Annotated in this window: 13 protein-coding genes; 6 read left to right on the forward strand and 7 right to left on the reverse strand. The window is 60.2% G+C overall.

Going from position 1 to position 16,205, the window contains the following annotated elements:
• Window positions 1–8: 8 nt before the first annotated feature.
• Window positions 9–1,100 carry a glycosyltransferase family 2 protein gene (locus PWP93_RS09435; RefSeq protein WP_421045056.1) on the forward strand — a complete coding sequence of 364 codons (1,092 nt, stop codon included), beginning with the start codon at window positions 9–11 and terminating at the stop codon, window positions 1,098–1,100.
• A 268-nt stretch (window positions 1,101–1,368) separates the two neighbouring features.
• Window positions 1,369–2,487, forward strand: a complete 1,119-nt coding sequence (locus PWP93_RS09440) for an acyltransferase family protein (protein ID WP_421044277.1) — start codon at window positions 1,369–1,371, stop codon at window positions 2,485–2,487.
• Window positions 2,488–2,600: 113 nt separating this feature from the next.
• Here the strand turns inward: PWP93_RS09440 and PWP93_RS09445 are convergent, their stop codons facing one another.
• The 6 genes from PWP93_RS09445 to PWP93_RS09470 all read right to left on the reverse strand — a co-directional run bounded on the left by PWP93_RS09445 (window position 2,601) and on the right by PWP93_RS09470 (window position 9,932).
• The gene (locus tag PWP93_RS09445; RefSeq protein ID WP_421044278.1) at window positions 2,601–3,878 is read right to left on the reverse strand and encodes a glycosyltransferase family 87 protein; all 1,278 of its coding nucleotides are present in this window, start codon (window positions 3,876–3,878) and stop codon (window positions 2,601–2,603) included.
• Window positions 3,879–3,880: 2 nt separating this feature from the next.
• Window positions 3,881–4,240: a GtrA family protein gene (locus tag PWP93_RS09450; protein WP_421044279.1), complete on the reverse strand. Its 360-nt coding sequence runs from the start codon at window positions 4,238–4,240 to the stop codon at window positions 3,881–3,883.
• 296 nt (window positions 4,241–4,536) lie between these two features.
• Complete coding sequence (locus PWP93_RS09455) at window positions 4,537–5,649, reverse strand: acyltransferase family protein (protein ID WP_421044280.1); 1,113 nt, start codon at window positions 5,647–5,649, stop codon at window positions 4,537–4,539.
• 148 nt (window positions 5,650–5,797) lie between these two features.
• Window positions 5,798–6,886 (reverse strand): acyltransferase family protein, encoded by a 1,089-nt coding sequence (locus tag PWP93_RS09460; RefSeq protein WP_421044281.1) that lies wholly within the window; start codon window positions 6,884–6,886, stop codon window positions 5,798–5,800.
• 126 nt (window positions 6,887–7,012) lie between these two features.
• Window positions 7,013–8,266 (reverse strand): glycosyltransferase family 87 protein, encoded by a 1,254-nt coding sequence (locus tag PWP93_RS09465; protein WP_421044282.1) that lies wholly within the window; start codon window positions 8,264–8,266, stop codon window positions 7,013–7,015.
• Window positions 8,267–8,537: 271 nt separating this feature from the next.
• Window positions 8,538–9,932 (reverse strand): phosphomannomutase/phosphoglucomutase, encoded by a 1,395-nt coding sequence (locus PWP93_RS09470; RefSeq protein ID WP_421044283.1) that lies wholly within the window; start codon window positions 9,930–9,932, stop codon window positions 8,538–8,540.
• A 350-nt stretch (window positions 9,933–10,282) separates the two neighbouring features.
• Here PWP93_RS09470 and PWP93_RS09475 point away from each other — a divergent pair, with 350 nt between their 5' ends.
• From PWP93_RS09475 to PWP93_RS09490, 4 genes are all read left to right on the forward strand, one after another.
• The gene (locus PWP93_RS09475) at window positions 10,283–11,545 is read left to right on the forward strand and encodes an oligosaccharide flippase family protein (RefSeq protein ID WP_421044284.1); all 1,263 of its coding nucleotides are present in this window, start codon (window positions 10,283–10,285) and stop codon (window positions 11,543–11,545) included.
• The gene (locus tag PWP93_RS09480; protein ID WP_421044285.1) at window positions 11,542–12,393 is read left to right on the forward strand and encodes a glycosyltransferase; all 852 of its coding nucleotides are present in this window, start codon (window positions 11,542–11,544) and stop codon (window positions 12,391–12,393) included. The genes PWP93_RS09475 and PWP93_RS09480 overlap by 4 nt, the downstream gene beginning before the upstream one ends.
• Before the next feature lie 576 nt (window positions 12,394–12,969).
• Window positions 12,970–13,701 (forward strand): Crp/Fnr family transcriptional regulator, encoded by a 732-nt coding sequence (locus PWP93_RS09485; protein ID WP_421044286.1) that lies wholly within the window; start codon window positions 12,970–12,972, stop codon window positions 13,699–13,701.
• A 25-nt stretch (window positions 13,702–13,726) separates the two neighbouring features.
• Window positions 13,727–15,094: a glycosyltransferase family 87 protein gene (locus PWP93_RS09490; protein WP_421044287.1), complete on the forward strand. Its 1,368-nt coding sequence runs from the start codon at window positions 13,727–13,729 to the stop codon at window positions 15,092–15,094.
• Window positions 15,095–15,227: 133 nt separating this feature from the next.
• On the opposite strand, the gene PWP93_RS09495 is transcribed toward PWP93_RS09490, so the two are convergent.
• Window positions 15,228–15,365 carry a hypothetical protein gene (locus PWP93_RS09495; protein ID WP_421044288.1) on the reverse strand — a complete coding sequence of 46 codons (138 nt, stop codon included), beginning with the start codon at window positions 15,363–15,365 and terminating at the stop codon, window positions 15,228–15,230.
• Window positions 15,366–16,205: the final 840 nt, after the last annotated feature.

Consider the following 16,205-nt stretch of genomic DNA (forward strand, 5'->3'; position numbering starts at 1 on the left):
CCAACGTCATGAACAGGCCTATTGCAGAGGAAACGCGCCGCTCCAGATCCGCGTTCTCGAACCCTCTCGTCTCCATCGTTGCCCCGTTCTACAACGAGGAAGACGGTGTCGAGGCATTTTTCACGCAAATCATCGCGACGCTGGAGTCGGTCGAATCGATCCGCTTCGAGATTGTCTGCGTGAACGACGGCAGCCGCGATGCCACACTCGACAGACTGGTCCACGTGAGCCAGCGCGACAGGCGCGTGCGGATCATCGATCTCTCGCGCAACTTCGGCAAGGAGGCGGCGCTCACAGCGGGCCTCGACGAAGCCGCTGGCGACGCTGTTATCGTCATCGATGCGGACTTGCAGGATCCGCCTTCGTTGATCCCCCAGATGATCGAGCGTTGGCGCGAAGGCGCCGAGGTCGTGCTCGCCCGACGCGCGAACCGCGCCTGCGACTCCTTCCTCAAACGCACGACCGCGGCGTTGTTCTATCGCGTTCACAACGCACTCTCGGAACTCAAGATTCCCGAGAACGTTGGAGACTTCAGGCTGATGGATCGCCAGGTGGTGAATGCACTGCGCAGCCTTCCGGAGCGTCATCGGTTCATGAAGGGGCTGTTCGCGTGGGTCGGGTTCAATTCGGTGACCATCGACTATGAACGCACGCCACGCACCGCAGGTAAAACCAAGTTCTCGGGATGGCGCCTGTGGAATTTCGCGCTGGAAGGCATTACGAGCTTTAGCACCGTGCCTTTGCGCAGCTGGACGTATATTGGCTGCGCGATAGCAGCACTGGCGTTTTGCTACGGCGGTTTTATGGTCGCTCGCACGTTGCTGTTCGGCAATCCGGTCCCCGGTTACGCTTCCCTGATCTCCGTCGTGCTGTTCATGAGCGGCATTCAGTTGACAGGCATCGGTGTCATTGGCGAATACATCGGGCGCATTTATGACGAGTCGAAAGAGCGGCCCATCTACCTCGTGCGCCGGCGCTACGAGTCGCGTAGCAAGATCAGCACCTTGCCAGTCGAACGTGCAGAAGTCCATTCCAGAGGCGCGGCGCTGGAGCTGGTTCGCGGACGCAGTGCGTCGCAGGTCCGGGCAGCTGGCCGGTGATCATGCGTCGAGCGGGGGTCGCTGTCGACGGGGACGGCCTGGCGACGCGTGTCGTATCCGAGTTCAACCTGCGGCTGTTGCGGCAGGACAGAAAACGTGGCTGCCCCGCGAGCGCCATTGCGCTGTGTAGCGCGGCATTATTTATTCTGCAGGTCACTCTGATCGGAATCTCGGCAGCGGCCTATTCTCATGCATGCCTTGCGCGACCACGCAGGGCATACAGCGCGCATCCTTGAAAGCTCCCACAGTAAAAAGAGCGGAGGGCGGCTTGAAAACTACAAATCGGAGCCTCGAAGGCCTGCGGGGTGCCGCTGCACTGCTCGTCGTATTCTTCCACATCGGCCTTTTATCGCCCTTCTCAGCAATCACCCGCAACGGTTATCTCGCGGTTGACCTCTTCTTTGTGCTGAGCGGGTTTGTGATCTGCTCTGCCTATGTAGACCGGCTGAAAACGGGGCAAGACGTATGGCGCTTCGTCGTGCGCCGCAGCGGGCGATTGTGGCCGCTACATATTGTTTCCGCCATTCTCGCTTGCGCATTCCTAGGCATGATTTTCGCGCTCGGTGGCAGGCCCCCCCATATGCCAACAGGCGGGGAAACGATGGCGATCGTGACCATGACCCAGGGACTGGCTTTTCCCGATCGCGACATTGGCAATCTGGTTGCCTGGAGCACTGGCGATGAGTTCTACGTGTATCTGCTCTTCGCGGTAATCTGTCTGCGTATGCGACGCTGGCGTCGAATAATTTTCGCTGTCGCTGCTGCAACAGGATTTGCCGTAGTCCTTTACGTCGACGCAGGAACTTGCGTTTCGATCCAGCACTGCATGGATCTGCATTCCTCCTTCGGCTGGGCACGATGCCTTGCAGGATTCTTTGTCGGTGCGCTGCTTGCTCTCTCGCGAACCCATCTCCGGTGGTTTGACACGCCAGCCGTCCAGATCGCTTTGGCCATTGGCAGCTTTGTGTTCCTCGCTAGCGCGTCTGAATTTCCTCTCGCAGCCTTCGCGGCGCCCCTCGTGTTCGCCGCACTTATCGCGTCGCTCGTTAGCGACCGCGGGCCACTGGCAACCATTCTCCAAACTCGCCCCATGCAGTATCTCGGGAGAATTTCCTACGCCTTGTATCTAGGTCATGGCGTAATTGTGCTTCCGTTTGCCTCATGGCTGAAACAAAGCAAGTACGCAGTTGATTATCAATTGATTGCTATTGCCGTACTCGTCTTCGTGTCATTTGCGCTTGCCCATCTCTTGCACCGGTATATCGAAGTCCCTTGCCGCGACCGCATCTACGCATGGTCCGACGTGCGTATCGGCCATGACAGGACCACGCTATCGCGGGATTGCCCCGAAGATTGCGGCCGTCATCCTGATAAATCAATCGGATAAAGTAACGGCGTAATCGAGGCCGACTGGTTGGATTGCACTCTTGAACAGTACCGCAGAAAAGAGGGAATCGTAACCGGGAACCCGATTGCCGTAGAGCAACTGATAAGCGAGGCTCAGCGAGAGTGGCTGCGCTCTCCTGCCGCAACCGCGCAGGCACACATGTTAGCGTTTACGGCTCGTTGGCCCATATAGCGCCGCATCACTACCAGCAGCAGTGCAAAAACGATGAACGGCACATAAGCGCCGGCCGCCCAACCTCCGGGCGTATAAGAGACGAGCGGTGACAGCCACGCACTCACCATCACGACGGTGTCGCCCCGAATCCAGCCGTTGCGGGTGCCGTCTCGCACGAGCCACAAAATCGGCAAACCCAGCAATAGCAAGTCGTAGGGCATCAGATAAGTTGGGACCAGCAGCGTCGCGAGCACGAGCGCCGACGCCCGCAACTCGAAACTCGCGCGCGTGGCCCACAGCCAGGCAACGGCACTAGCAGCCAGCGCAGCCATGATCGCGTGAAGTAGATACGCGGTTGGTACAGCCACGCCGAAATGACGTGCCGTGCCGAACACCGTCAAAATCCCGCGCGGCCAGCGATCCGAATACTGAACGACGAACTGGTTAAAGGCGGGGAGCGCCTCGGCAAATCGAGCGAACGTACTGAACCCAAGCACAAGCCCCGAGAGTGCGCAAAACACGCCCACGCTCAGCGCCGCCGATACGAATGCGCGCCAATTCCTGCTGAACAGCAGCGCAACGGGGATCATGAGTCCGAGTTGCGGCTTGATAGCAAGCAAACCGAAAAAAATTCCTCCGAGCCATGGCCGCCTCTCTAGACAGACGAGGCCGAGTCCCATTAGTGCAAACGTCAGAAACGAGTTCTGCCCAGCACCTACCGTCACCCAGATTGCAGGAAACGCGATGACCGGCAGCCACCAGGACAGGTCCCGTACTGGCGGCAGAATGCGTGCGCACGCCTTGAACGCGAAGGCAATCCCGGCCAGGAGGTACGCGATGCACGATACCTGGAACGGCAACAAGGCTGCCGGAAGCATGACAAGCAGGAACGTTGGAGGATAGGTCCACGGGGTGACAAACGGCGACGGCAGCATGTTTTGAAGTGGCAGGGCGATCGGCTCGATCAGAGCGGTGTCGAACGCATTGACTGCCGGACCGTGCAACGCGAGCCAGGAGGCGCTCCAGAATACGGCGAAATCCCAGCCAGGCGGACTGATGTTGGGCACCGGGTCGATCGCCCCAAGCCATATCCGCAGAGAAAAGTAACCGATATTGACTAGTAGCACGAACGCCGCGTAGGCGCGGATACGTTGCGCATCGAGCCAGCGGGGTGGTCGATTCAACGCCCCGGAGGCGGATTGAACGGGATCGTGCATGGTCAGGCTGCCTGATAGGTCCATCGTGCATGCAAAACGTAGGATAGCGCAGGAATGCAGATGACAACAGCGAAGGTAGGCAGCCAGATCGTCTGCCGCCCGCACAGCAACGGAATCAGCGCAGCGGCCAGAAAACCCGCGATCGAGACCGTGGCAAAGCGCAGGAAACGCGCGACGGTCGGACGCGAGGAAAAGCTCCACAGCGTCTGCAGCAAAAACGAGACAATGTTGGCGACAACGAACGCCGCAACGTTAGCGACGGTAGAGTCACGAACCAGCCAGTTGAACACCGACCAGGCGACTGAGACATGAACGCCGGTCGCAATGCCCCCCGAAATTCCAAACCTGATGATCCGCGGCATCCCCCGTCGCTCCTTGAAATGCGCGACGCTTGGGCCGGCAGGTCATGGCGCTCTACCCTTTAGTCAGGTGGCGCGCCTCGTGCCGGTCGTGCCTCGCGATAGCTTGTATCTCGAGTATGAGGGATTCGCGAGCCGCGCAGCAGCTGGAATAACTGCTGGATCGTTCGCGAACCCACACACTGCAGTCAAATCAGCCATGTGCGGGTTCGCCATCCACGTGCCGTCCCTACTGACATGCGTTTGCAAAAGTGTCCGAATTTATGTCGATATCGGAACCCAAGATCAGGGTCATCCGATCAATTTTCGATACTCCGGCCATAGTCGTCGGAGCAATTACGCAAAAGCGGTGCTGCGTTCTCATGCGTGCGAGAGTCCGCCCATGCATAAATCCGGTCACGAAAGGGGATTTCTACGTACTTGTGCATAAAGTGGGTCAGTGTTAACGACGCGAACAAGAACGCCACCGCGCCAGTAAGCTGATAGCCAATTCTATAGTTGCCATGCAAAAGCCATTCCGTGAGCGGCATGACGAATACGGCGTGACTGAGATACATGGCGTAGGAAGTCCTGCCGAGATATTGCATGGGGCGCGCTTGCAGGAGCGTCGCCAGTGGTCCGTTGTCGGAAATGAGAGCCGCAATGAGCGTGCCGAACACTAGAGGTGCCGTAAAAGCCAACAGCGGAATCGCGTATGCACCCATCATGAGCGCAGGAGCGCAGATTGCCACTGCCACCTGAATCTTCGGTGTACATGGCGACCGGAGGCGCTCCCTTGAAAAAGCAATCAATACGCCGATAAAGAAACCGCAAATGCATCGTGCCCATCCAAAGTTGGAAGCCAGATCCATGCAGTGGCGGTTAGATACGCATGTACCGGCGTCGACAAATATGGCGATGGCAAGGCCGATAGCTGCAAAAGCAAATGCAAAAGCAATCTGCACGTGGCGGCGTGCAACCAGGCTGATGGCAGCGAACAGGAGATAGACGTAAAACTCGTCGCTGGTACTCCATGCGTTCGGGTTGCCGAACGAGTGGATGACGATACTCAGACCCTGAGTCATTGTGACAATTGACAGAGCTTCCGCGCCCGTCGGTGCGAATACGCCGCTGTGGGTGAGGATCAGCGGCAATCCGCCGATCACATAATAGAGGACTGCGGTAGAGATATGCAACGGCCACAGCCGCCCGAAGCGGCGCACGACGAAGCGCCACACGTCGTACCCCGACTCCAAGCGCTCCCCGTATGCTGAACAGATGACGAATCCGCTTAGCACGAAAAAAAGATCGACCGCGAGATAGCCGTTTCGAATGACACCGGGGACGTGTGACACCTGGCCCAGATGAAAGAGCACGACGAGCAACGCTGCTGCTCCGCGCAGGCCTTCGAGGCTTCGATTTGTTCTATGCACGTTGGTCTCCCGCTGCGGGCGGTTTCCTCACACATGAATTCTGGGACTTCCCCCGGAAACCGAATGTGTGACAGCGTACAACTGAATCGCAGTTGAATTACCAACCGACGATCGCGCGGTAAAACTGTGCCTGGAAGAACGAGATTAGTCATTCATTCGCTGCCAGCCCGGTCTCGTTTCGGCCCCGGATGGCAGGCATTTTCTCCGCAAAAGCGTAGATCTGCTCCCGTAGTGGAATCTCAATGTATCGATGCAAGAAATGTGCGAGCGCAAAGGAGGCGAATAAGAAGCCTGCACAGCAGCCTGCCCGCCATGCCAATTGATGCCCCGGAACGTCGACCATGTTTATAAAGTAAACCAGGAAGACGGCATGGCTCAGATACAGTGCATAAGATACCTCTCCAAGGTATTGCAGCGGTCGCTTGCGCAGCAGGCCGGCTACGGGCCCACTATCTCGCGCTAACGAGGCGACGAGCAGGCCGAAGACAACCGGCGCCCCGAAGGCCAATGGCGGGACAACGGCTGCAATCTGAAGCAGCACCAGAGCACCAACCGCAGCGATCACCTGGCATTTTTGCGACGTCACTAAATGTAGGGCGTTGCCGTGCCGAGCCACAAGTGCGCCAAGGAAAAAGCCAGCCAGGCAGCGCGCCCAGCCGAAAGAGTAGGTCATGTCATAGCAAGCGCCATGTGTAAAGCAATAATCGGCGTTGATCCGGAAGGCTATCAGGGCGCCTATGATCGCGAAGGCAGCAAACAGCACGAACGCCCGCACGCGCAGTGCAATGCATGTCACCGCGAAAACAACGTAAACGTAAAGCTCGTCCCCTGCGCTCCAGCTGACACTGTTCCCGATGTTGTGGTCAAAAAGATTGAACCCGTTTGTCATCGTGAGCAGCGAAACGAATTCCGCTAGCGTAGGTACCAGAACTGGTTGATGGGACGTGACTGCGTGCAAGGAGAGCAAGCCATAGAAGAGCACGGATGAGAGTACGTGCAGCGGCCAGAGCCGTCCAATGCGACGAACCACGAAGCGGAAGACCTCGCGGCTGTTCGTCACGCGAGATGCGTAAGCAGAACAGATCACATACCCGCTTAGGACGAAGAAGAGGTCGACGCAGAGATATCCATTCTGAACGACTCCAGAGTAGGCGGACAGTATCTTCATGTGAAAAAGCACGACCAGGAGCGCCGCCGTACCGCGCAGGCCTTCGAGGCTTCGGTTCGTTGTATGCAAGTTGCCCTCCCGTCAGGCGGTTTCCTCATACATGGAATTCTGGGCTTCCTTCCAGGGCGTCACGTTCAAGGCACCGACACCCTCCCCGGGCAAACCGTGAATCGCTTGCAGTGCGGCAACTCTGTATCACGACGCGGTGTGGGTAATGCAGGCGTGGTGACGTGACCGCACGCGGATTTCCTGAATGAAGCGCCGGGCGACGACTGTCATCAAGACGACCAGCAAGACCACTGCCCACCGGCTCTTGAAAGGCGTGAACCACGTAATCAGTGACGCAAGAGGGGCGAGCCATGCGAGCACCGCAACGACATATTCCACGCGAGCGGGCCGAGGTGAATTCCGAAGATCATCAGCTAGATAAAGAATGGCTAACAGGAGCCATGCCAGATCGTAGTACAGCAAATAAATCGGCATCAACAATGCGGTCGTAACGGCTGCCGCCTTCGCCAGCGATGAGTGCGGCTTGCGCAGCCATATCGAGATCGTGAACAGCAACGAGCCCAAGGCAACCAAGGCGTGAAGCGCGTACGCGACGCCGATGCTGACCCCTGAGTGACGCGCGATCGCGAAGACCGTAGGCATGGCGTCCCATAGGTTGGCATAGTTGTTCTGGACTGCGGAGTTGAACCATGCGGCCATCTCGAAGAAGCGAAGCCAGAGAGGCATACCGAAAACGATTCTACTCACAAGGCAAAGAAGTGCTGCCGTCACTCCGGCAGCAAAAAACGCCTTGAAGTTCCGGCTGAACAGGAAAAGCAGAGGAAATATGGGCGCGAGTTGCGGCTTGATGATAAGAAGTCCAGCACACACACCGGCTGCAATCGGCCGTTTCTCGAGTAACCCCAGCGCGCCGGCGGCGAGCGCGAGCGTGATCAGCGAATTCTGACCATGAATGGTGGCGACCCAAATGCCGGGAAATGCGATAACGGCCGCCCATGGCAGCGGCCTGGATTTCATCATTGGTGCGCACGCTAACAGACAGCACGCGATGCTAGCGCAGCAGAACAACGCATACGCCGCAGGGTATGGAAGTATCGCGAGCGGAAAGATAAGCAGCTGAAACGGAGGGGGATAAACCCAGAGGGCACACGGGCTTTCCACTCCGGTGCCCTGAAGCAAGGTGTTTTCGACCGCATGCAGGAGATCTGGATTGAATGCAGCAATGGCCCCTTGATGTATGGAAATAAAGGAGGCGCTCCAGAACACACGGAAGTCGAGACCGGGAGGCGGCACGTTGCGAGTGTGCAATAGCCAGCACGATACGACCCAGACCCCGATCACCACGAGTTGCCCGACAAGCAATGCGCTGCTGTACACCGCGATTCTTTCTCGCGTGAAGAAAGCAGATTGCTGGACCTCCCGGCGAACAATGGCTTTCAAGAGGCCCCCGATTGGTATGTTATGAGTGGCGATTCACCCGTCGGGAGATTGTGTAGGGGGAAAACGAAATAAGGTGTGTGCCAGCGAACACCCGTATAGCAAGTTAAACGACCAGCCGTCCACGGGCGGGGTATTTCGGGGTCGTCGCAGGAGGCCCATGAGGAGCCAACCGTAGAAAAAAGCACGGCGCCGGGCGGTGAAACCGCGCGGCGCCGCGTCAGGCTCTACTTCGAATACAGCGTCAGGACGGCGTCAAACGCACACTGAAGCCTCAGAACGGCAGCTTCGCGTCCGGCTTCTCGGCCAGAATCACGCGCTTGAAGTCGGCCTGAATGCGCGCAAGCGCCGCATCGTTATCGGCCTCGAAGCGCATGACCACGACCGGCGTCGTGTTCGACGAACGCGCCAGGCCGAAGCCGTCCGGATACTCCACCCGCAGGCCGTCGATCGTAATGACGTCGTCGGCGCCCGTGAACTTCGCGTTCTGCTGAAGCTTCGCGATCAGCGCGAAGTTCTCGCCCTCTTCGAGCTTGAGCTGGAGCTCCGGCGTGGAGTGCGAATTCGGCAGATCGTTGAGCAGCTTGCTCGGGTCGGCCACGCGCGTCAGGATCTCGAGCAGACGCGCGCCCGTGTACAGGCCATCGTCGAAACCGTACCAGCGGTCCTTGAAGAACACGTGGCCGCTCATTTCGCCGGCCAGCGGCGCGCCGGTCTCGCGCAGCTTCGCCTTCACGAGCGAGTGGCCCGTCTTCCACATGAGCGGCTCGCCGCCCTTCTCCTTCACCCACTTCGCGAGATTGCGCGTGCACTTCACGTCGTAAATGATCTGCTTGCCCGGATTGCGCGAGAGCACTTCCTCGGCGAACAGCATGAGTTGGCGATCCGGATAGATGATCTCGCCGTCCTTCGTCACCACGCCGAGACGGTCGCCGTCGCCGTCGAACGCGAAGCCCACTTCGGCGTCGGTTTCCTTGAGCGCGCGAATCACGTCCTGCAGGTTCTCGGGGTGCGCCGGGTCCGGATGGTGGTTCGGGAAGGTGCCGTCCACTTCGGTGAAGAGCTCGACCAGTTCGCAGCCGAGCGCCTTGAACAGGCGCGGCGCGAGCGCGCCCGCTACGCCATTGCCGGTATCCACGACGATCTTCATCGGGCGCGCGAGTTTCACGTCGCCCACGATGCGCGCCACATATTCATCGGCGATGTCGTAGTCGGCATAGGTGCCCGAACCCGACTCGAAACGCTCGTCGACGATGCGCTGATAGAGCGCCTGAATCTGGTCGCCATAAATGGCCTTGCCGCGCAGGACCATCTTGAAGCCGTTGTAGTCGGGCGGATTGTGGCTGCCCGTGACCACGATGCACGAGTCGATGCTGCGCTCGCCCGAGGCGAGCTTGAGCGGCACGCTGGCCGCGAAATAGCCGACCGGCGTGGGCACCATGCCCACGTTGACGACATCCACGCCCGCGGCGCGCAGGCCATCGGCCAGCGCCGCCGAGAGATCCGGCCCCGAAAGACGGCCGTCCCGCGCGATCACCACCGCATCGCCGCCCTGCGCACGCACCTCGCTGCCGAACGCCCGACCGATCGCGCGTGCGGTGTCGGTGTCGAGCGTCTTGCCGATCACGCCACGGATGTCATAGGCCTTGAAAATCGATTGAGAAATCATGGTGAGGCTCACAGTGCGATAGAAAGTCGGAGTGTATTCGTAACATGGTTCACCCGGCTGGCGGGGCCAGTGGTTACGAAAAGTCGGAATCGTTACAACTATAATTGCCGTTTTTTGGCGTCGGCCGTTGCCCGGCCGAGGCTCTTGTTGGTTACCTGTGGGTTACCTGTCGGTCATTCTGCTGATTACGCACCTATTTTAATGCCTCGCTGTTTCCTTCAGACGACAAAAGCCGCGCCGGGCCCGGCAGGACTGGACCTGGCCGCATGCCCCCGCACGCGGCGTGCCCGCCTCAACGCAAGCGCTACAGGCACCACGGGCACCACAGGCACCACGGGCGCGTTCCGCCGATGCTGACCCTCAAACGCTACGCGAACCCCGACGTCATGCGCGCGGTCGCCAACATCGTGTGGCTCGGCCTCGAGCGCGTCACGCAGATCGCCGTGGCCATCGTCATCAGCGGCGTGCTCGCGCGCTATTTCGGGCCGGATGTATTCGGCAAATGGCAATACGCCAACACGCTGCTGCTCGTGCTCGCGCCCATCACCTGGGTCTGCGGCGCTGAAATTCTCGTGCCGACCATCGTAAACAAACCTCGCGAGGAACTGGGCACGGTGCTCGGCAGCGCCTTCGCGCTGCGCATCGGCGTCTCGGCGGCGGCGCTCGCCGTCACCTGGGGCGGCATCGCGCTGGGCGTGACCGACCCGCTCGTCGGCGCGATGCTGGCCGGGCTCGCCGTCACGATGCTGTTTCGCGAGCCGTTCGTCGGCGTGATCAACGCCTGGCTGCAGAGCATGACGTACAGCAAGCCGCAGTTGCTCGCGAGCATGAGCACGGCCGTGGTCAAGGCGCTGCTCGTGTTGCTGCTCGCGCGCGCGGCCTTCGCGCCCGCCAGCTTCGGCTGGCTCTGGGCGCTCGAGTCGGCGGCCATCGGCGCGGCGCTCGTGCTCTATTACCGGCGCCAACACGGCGGCAAGCTCGGCTGGCACGTGGACCGCGCGCTCCTCAAGCATTTCGCGACCGCGGGCACCGTGTTCTGGCTCGGGCTCATCTGCATGTACCTGTTCCTGAAGCTCGACCGGCTCATGCTCGAGCGCACCATCTCGTTCGCCGATCTCGGCCGCTACTCCGCCGCGCAGCAGCTCAACGAAAACTGGATCACGCTCGCGCTCATGCTCTCGCAGACGATCGCACCCGCCTTCGTCTATCGCGTGCAGCAGACCGCGCAGCTGCGCCGCAACCTCGTGCGTCTCTTCGCGATGACCGCCGCGCTGATGGTTGCGGGCGCACTCGTGCTCGACGCGCTCGCGGGCTTCATCATCGGCCACGTGTTCGGGCCGGACTATGCGGGCGCAATCGGCATCTTCCGCTGGGCCGTGTGGCTTTCGCTGCCCGCGGGCGTCGAGGCGATCGGCAACCTCGTCGTGCTCAAATATCAGGCGAAGTTCGTGCTGCTCGCCAAATGGCTGCTCGCTCTCGCGGTGGCATTCGCCGTGAACCTTGTGGCGATCCCGCGCATGGGCGCCTACGGCGCGCTCGTCGGGCTCGCGTGCGGCTATCTCGCGGCGGCTTGCGTGAACTTCTATTACATCCGCTTCAAGTTGGCTTCATGACGAACTCCCCCGCTGCCGCGCCCGCCGATCGATGGAGCGGTACCCGCACCGGCGCACTCGCCGATGTGGCCGTGCTGATGCCCGCCTTCAACGGCCAGGCCGACGTCGAACGCACGCTCGCCTCGTTCGAGGAAAATGCGCCGGTGTACGCGCTCATCGTCGACGACGGCAGCACGCCGCCGATCGTCGCACCGAGCGTCCCGGGCATGCAAGTCGACGTGCTGCGCATGCCGCAAAACGGCGGGATCGAGCGGGCACTCAAGGCTGGCGTGGAAGCGCTCGCGGCACGTGGCTTTCGCTACGCGGCGCGCATCGATTCGGGCGACCTCGCCGCGCCGCAGCGGCTTGCGAAGCAGCGCGCACGTATGGAAGCGGAGCCCCGGCTTGCCGCGCTGGGGACGTGGACGCAGGTGGTGAACCGCGCAGGGGCCCCGCTCTTCATGCTGCGGCCCGCCGCCGATGCGCGCACGCTGCATCGAACGCGCATGCTGCGCTCGCCGCTCGTGCATCCTTCGGTGATGCTGAGAATCGACGCGGTGTTGGCGGTCGGGAATTATCGCGTGCAGTATCCCGCCGCCGAGGACCTCGATTTGTTTTTGCGGCTGATGCAACGCTATGACTGCGCGAATCTGCCTGAGCTCGGACTTTATTACGAGCTCAACGAAGGCGGTATCAGCGCGACGAAGCGGCGGCGGCAGATTGTGTCCACGCTGCGTTTACAGGTGCGTTATCTGAACGTGCTGAATTGGCGCGACTGGGCGGGGATTGGGAAAAGCCTGCTGCATTTCGTGACGCCGTATGGCGCGTTGCAGAGGATGAAGCGGGCGGTGTTTGTGCGCGGAGCGTGACGCGCCTGCATGATCGTTGCGCGAACAACACCGCTCGATAGAAATACGGCCCTTTGCGCGAAGAATCGAAACGCGCATGTTTCAGGACTGAACGTTTCTATGCACCGCGCTCGCAGTGCGACGCAGCTGAATCAAATCCGAACGATTCCATGCACGCCCCGGCTATGCGGCCGGGGCTCCGGACGCGCGTGTTTCAGCATGGAGTCATTTCCGCCCCCTGCGCCGAAACGAAGAATAATCAAATCAATTCAATGAGTTGCAAGTTAATCAAGGTCAGCCGGCGGCGCTGCTCAGATGACGCGTCGTACATATCTGAAACAAAAACGCGGGGATACGCCGGCGAGTTCGCGCCGTAACGCTCGCGCGCTCGCGGTTTGCAGCGCCTTGGCACATACCGTGCTTGGCCGGATGAGCCGTGCCGCGTGACGCATACAACCGATATCGCGAACGCAGCGGGCCTACGGGGTCGGCAAGACGAGCCAGCAGTCGCTATGGGAAGCGACCAACAACAAGCGGTTCGGCAGCCGGAATGACAAAACACGAAGCGGGAAAAGCCGCTTCGCACGGGGACCAATCATGCTAGCCCTTCAATCGGATCTGCACGGCAACCACTTGCTCGGCGCATTGCCGTCACACGAATGGCACGCACTCGCACCGCACCTCGAACTCGTCCATCTACGTACCGAGCAATTGCTTTGCGATTCCGGCCAGCGCATTCACCACGCTTATTTTCCGACCACGGCAATCATCTCCATACTTTCGACGATGCAAGACGGCAGCTCGGTGGAAATCGCTGCGATCGGCCGCGAAGGCATGACCGGCGTGCCCGTGCTCACGGGCGGCGAAGCCATGCCCAATCGCGTGCAGGTGCAATGCACGGGCTTTGCGTATCGCATGAGTGCACAAGATCTCAGAGAACACTTCGCGCGCTCGGACTTCCTGCGCCGCCTCATGCTGCTCTATATGCACGTACTGCTCACGCAAGTGGCACAAACCGCGGCCTGTAACCGCCATCATTCGCTCAGCCAGCAACTCTGCCGCTGGCTGCTGATCGAAGTGGACCGCGTGGCTTCGAACGACCTGACGGTCACGCAGCAGCTCATCGCCGACATGCTTGGCGTGCGCCGCGAAGGCGTCACCGAAGCGGCCGGCAAGCTGCACAACGAAGGCCTGATCCATCACAGCCGCGGTCGCATCCGCGTGCTCGACCGCAAGGGTCTCGAAGCCCGGGCCTGCGAGTGCTACGGCCTCGTGCGCCGCGAGTTCGACCGACTCTTGCCACTCCTTCACGAAGAAAAGGTGGAGTGAAGCGCTGCACACGAAAGCGGCATCGGTGCGACCAGCGATTGAACCGTTCCACCGCAAAAAGAAGCCGTATTGGTTCGTTTGCCGACAAACATTCATTTACAACGCCCCCAAACTGTCACGATTCACCGTTGGCGGAATCAATGCAGAAGCAGGAATTGCGGGGGAGTCGTTCATGGGCCGCAGTACGCACTGGCTGAATCGGGAGCGAATCAAAATCTACCCGCGAATCGTGCTGGGTCTGATTGTAGTCGTCTTCATTGCCTGGGTTCTGCTGTCGAAGGATATGCTGGACCTGCAAGGCAAACCCCTCGGCGCCGACTTTATTGCGTTTTGGGCTGCCTCTCATATTGCACTTGCCGGGCATGCTGAGGATGCCTACAACCTCTCGTCGCTATTCAAGGCCGTGCAGGTTGCGGTGCCTGCCTCGCAGTCAATCTTCGGCTGGTACTATCCGCCCAGCTTCTATTTGGTCGTGCTGCCACTGGCACTACTGCCCTACCTGGCGGCATATTTGACTTTCATTCTGTCGACACTGACCTGCTATCTGCTGGTCTTGCGTCGCATCGTCTTCAACACGACAGCGAAGTGGTGTCTGGCGGCGTTCCCCGGCTTATGGATGAATGTCTTTCATGGTCAGAACGCATTCCTCACAGCGGCGCTCGCCGGGGCCGCAATGCTTTGCCTCAGGCGGCGGCCCGTCCTGGCCGGCGTGTTCATCGGACTGCTCACGCTGAAGCCTCAACTTGCCGTGCTATTTCCGGTTGCGTTACTCGCGATCGGCGCGTGGCGTACATTGATCTCCGCCGCTTTGACTGCCTTGTGCTTCTTCGGTCTCGGTACCGCAGTGCTGGGGGCCGACACGATCCGTGGATGCATTGCCAGCCTGGGTGATGCGCGGCACTTTCTCGAAAGCGGCGTGCTCCCCTGGGCCAAGATGCCGAGCGTCTTCGCGTTCCTGCGATTACTCGGCACGCCCGTCATCGGCGCGTACGCCGTGCATGGCCTGGTCGCGGCGTGCGCCGTGTTTGCCGTGTGGTATGTGTGGCGCCGTTGCGCTGACTGGGAACTGCGCGGCGCCGCCCTCTTTGCAGCGACGTTCCTTTGCAGCCCTTACATGTATGACTATGACCTCGCATGGCTGGCGTTTCCGATCGGCTGGCTGGCACTGACTGGCTTGCGCATCGGCTGGCTACGCGGTGAACGGGAAGTACTCGTGGCGGCGTGGTTATTACCGTTGGCGATGGACCCGGTCGCGACTGTGCTGCATGTTCAAGTTGCTCCGTTTGTCCTGATCGCGCTGCTGGTAATCGCCGTGCGTCGTGCAGCCAGGTCGCCAAGAACGGCCTCTATGGTCGTTCAAAGCCAAAATAGCGGATTCATTTCGGCACAATAGCTTTCATGCTCGATGCGCTCGCGAGCTTCATCATCGGTCGAGTGCCTGGCCCGGTGGAGCAGGTGTGTTGAGCACGACGAGATCGCGAATTGGCTGCTCGTGGTCGCTGACGAGAACCAGGTTACAGGCCGAGCTATTCGTTATCGAGTGCGATCGACACAAGCAGCAGCAGTACGGACGACCAGACGAACAGATCTCCAAACAGATTGGACGTACCGAATCCAGCACCTGCCATCACGCTCGACAGCCAGAAAGTGAATGCACTCATCATGAGCACAGCATGATGAAGGTTACATTGCGTCGCTTTGCTTCTGCTGTCGCTTTCTTCGCGTCGCTGTGCATCATCGAGTGAAGAACCATTGTCATCAATTTCCGCATTGCGCAGCGGGGACGTGAAATGTTTCCATGTCCGCGCGGGGCGCGTCCGTGCGCAAGCCCATACAGCGTCGTATCTAACATGACTTTCACAATGTTCCCCGTTGGGCAGTAATCAGTAAGTCACGATTCGGCCAGCGCCGGCCCGCTGCATCAAGTCCACAGCATTAACCTGAACGCAATGACCGAGCTGGGCATGCCGGTGACAATGCCGTGCCGCACAGGCTCCGCGGCACCGACTTTGCGGATTAATGGAAGTCGCGTTTTGTGGCGGCCGATGGCCTTGCACAGTCGGCACACCCAACCGTATATGCGTCGCCTGGGCCGGTGACTGTCGGGAATTTTTCGCCGTTTAGACAGCCTCGCTTTCACGCGGAGAGAATGCGCTTCTTCAGGCTGAAATCCTCCGCCCTGAAGGGCGGAGGATTTCGGTAGCAGGCAGCCGCGAGGTGCGGCTGTTCACTGCAATGCCTTTCCAGGCACCCGCAGACGATTGACTTCTAGTGCGTACCGCCGTGCCCGCCGTTGCCGTTGCCGTTGCCGTTGCCGTTGCCTTGACCGCCGTTGCCGTGGCCACCGCTACCCTGGCCACCGTTGCCCTGACCGGCCCCCCCTTGGCCTCCGGTGCCCTGACCACCGGTACCCTGGCCACCGGTACCGTGGCCTCCGCTACCCTGGCCCCCGTTGCCCTGACCACCGGTACCCTGGCCACCATTGCCGTGGCCGCCGCTTCCCT

Origin of the sequence: Paraburkholderia sp. A1RI-2L (assembly GCF_048957375.1) — a bacterium.
Taxonomy (GTDB): Bacteria; Pseudomonadota; Gammaproteobacteria; order Burkholderiales; family Burkholderiaceae; genus Paraburkholderia.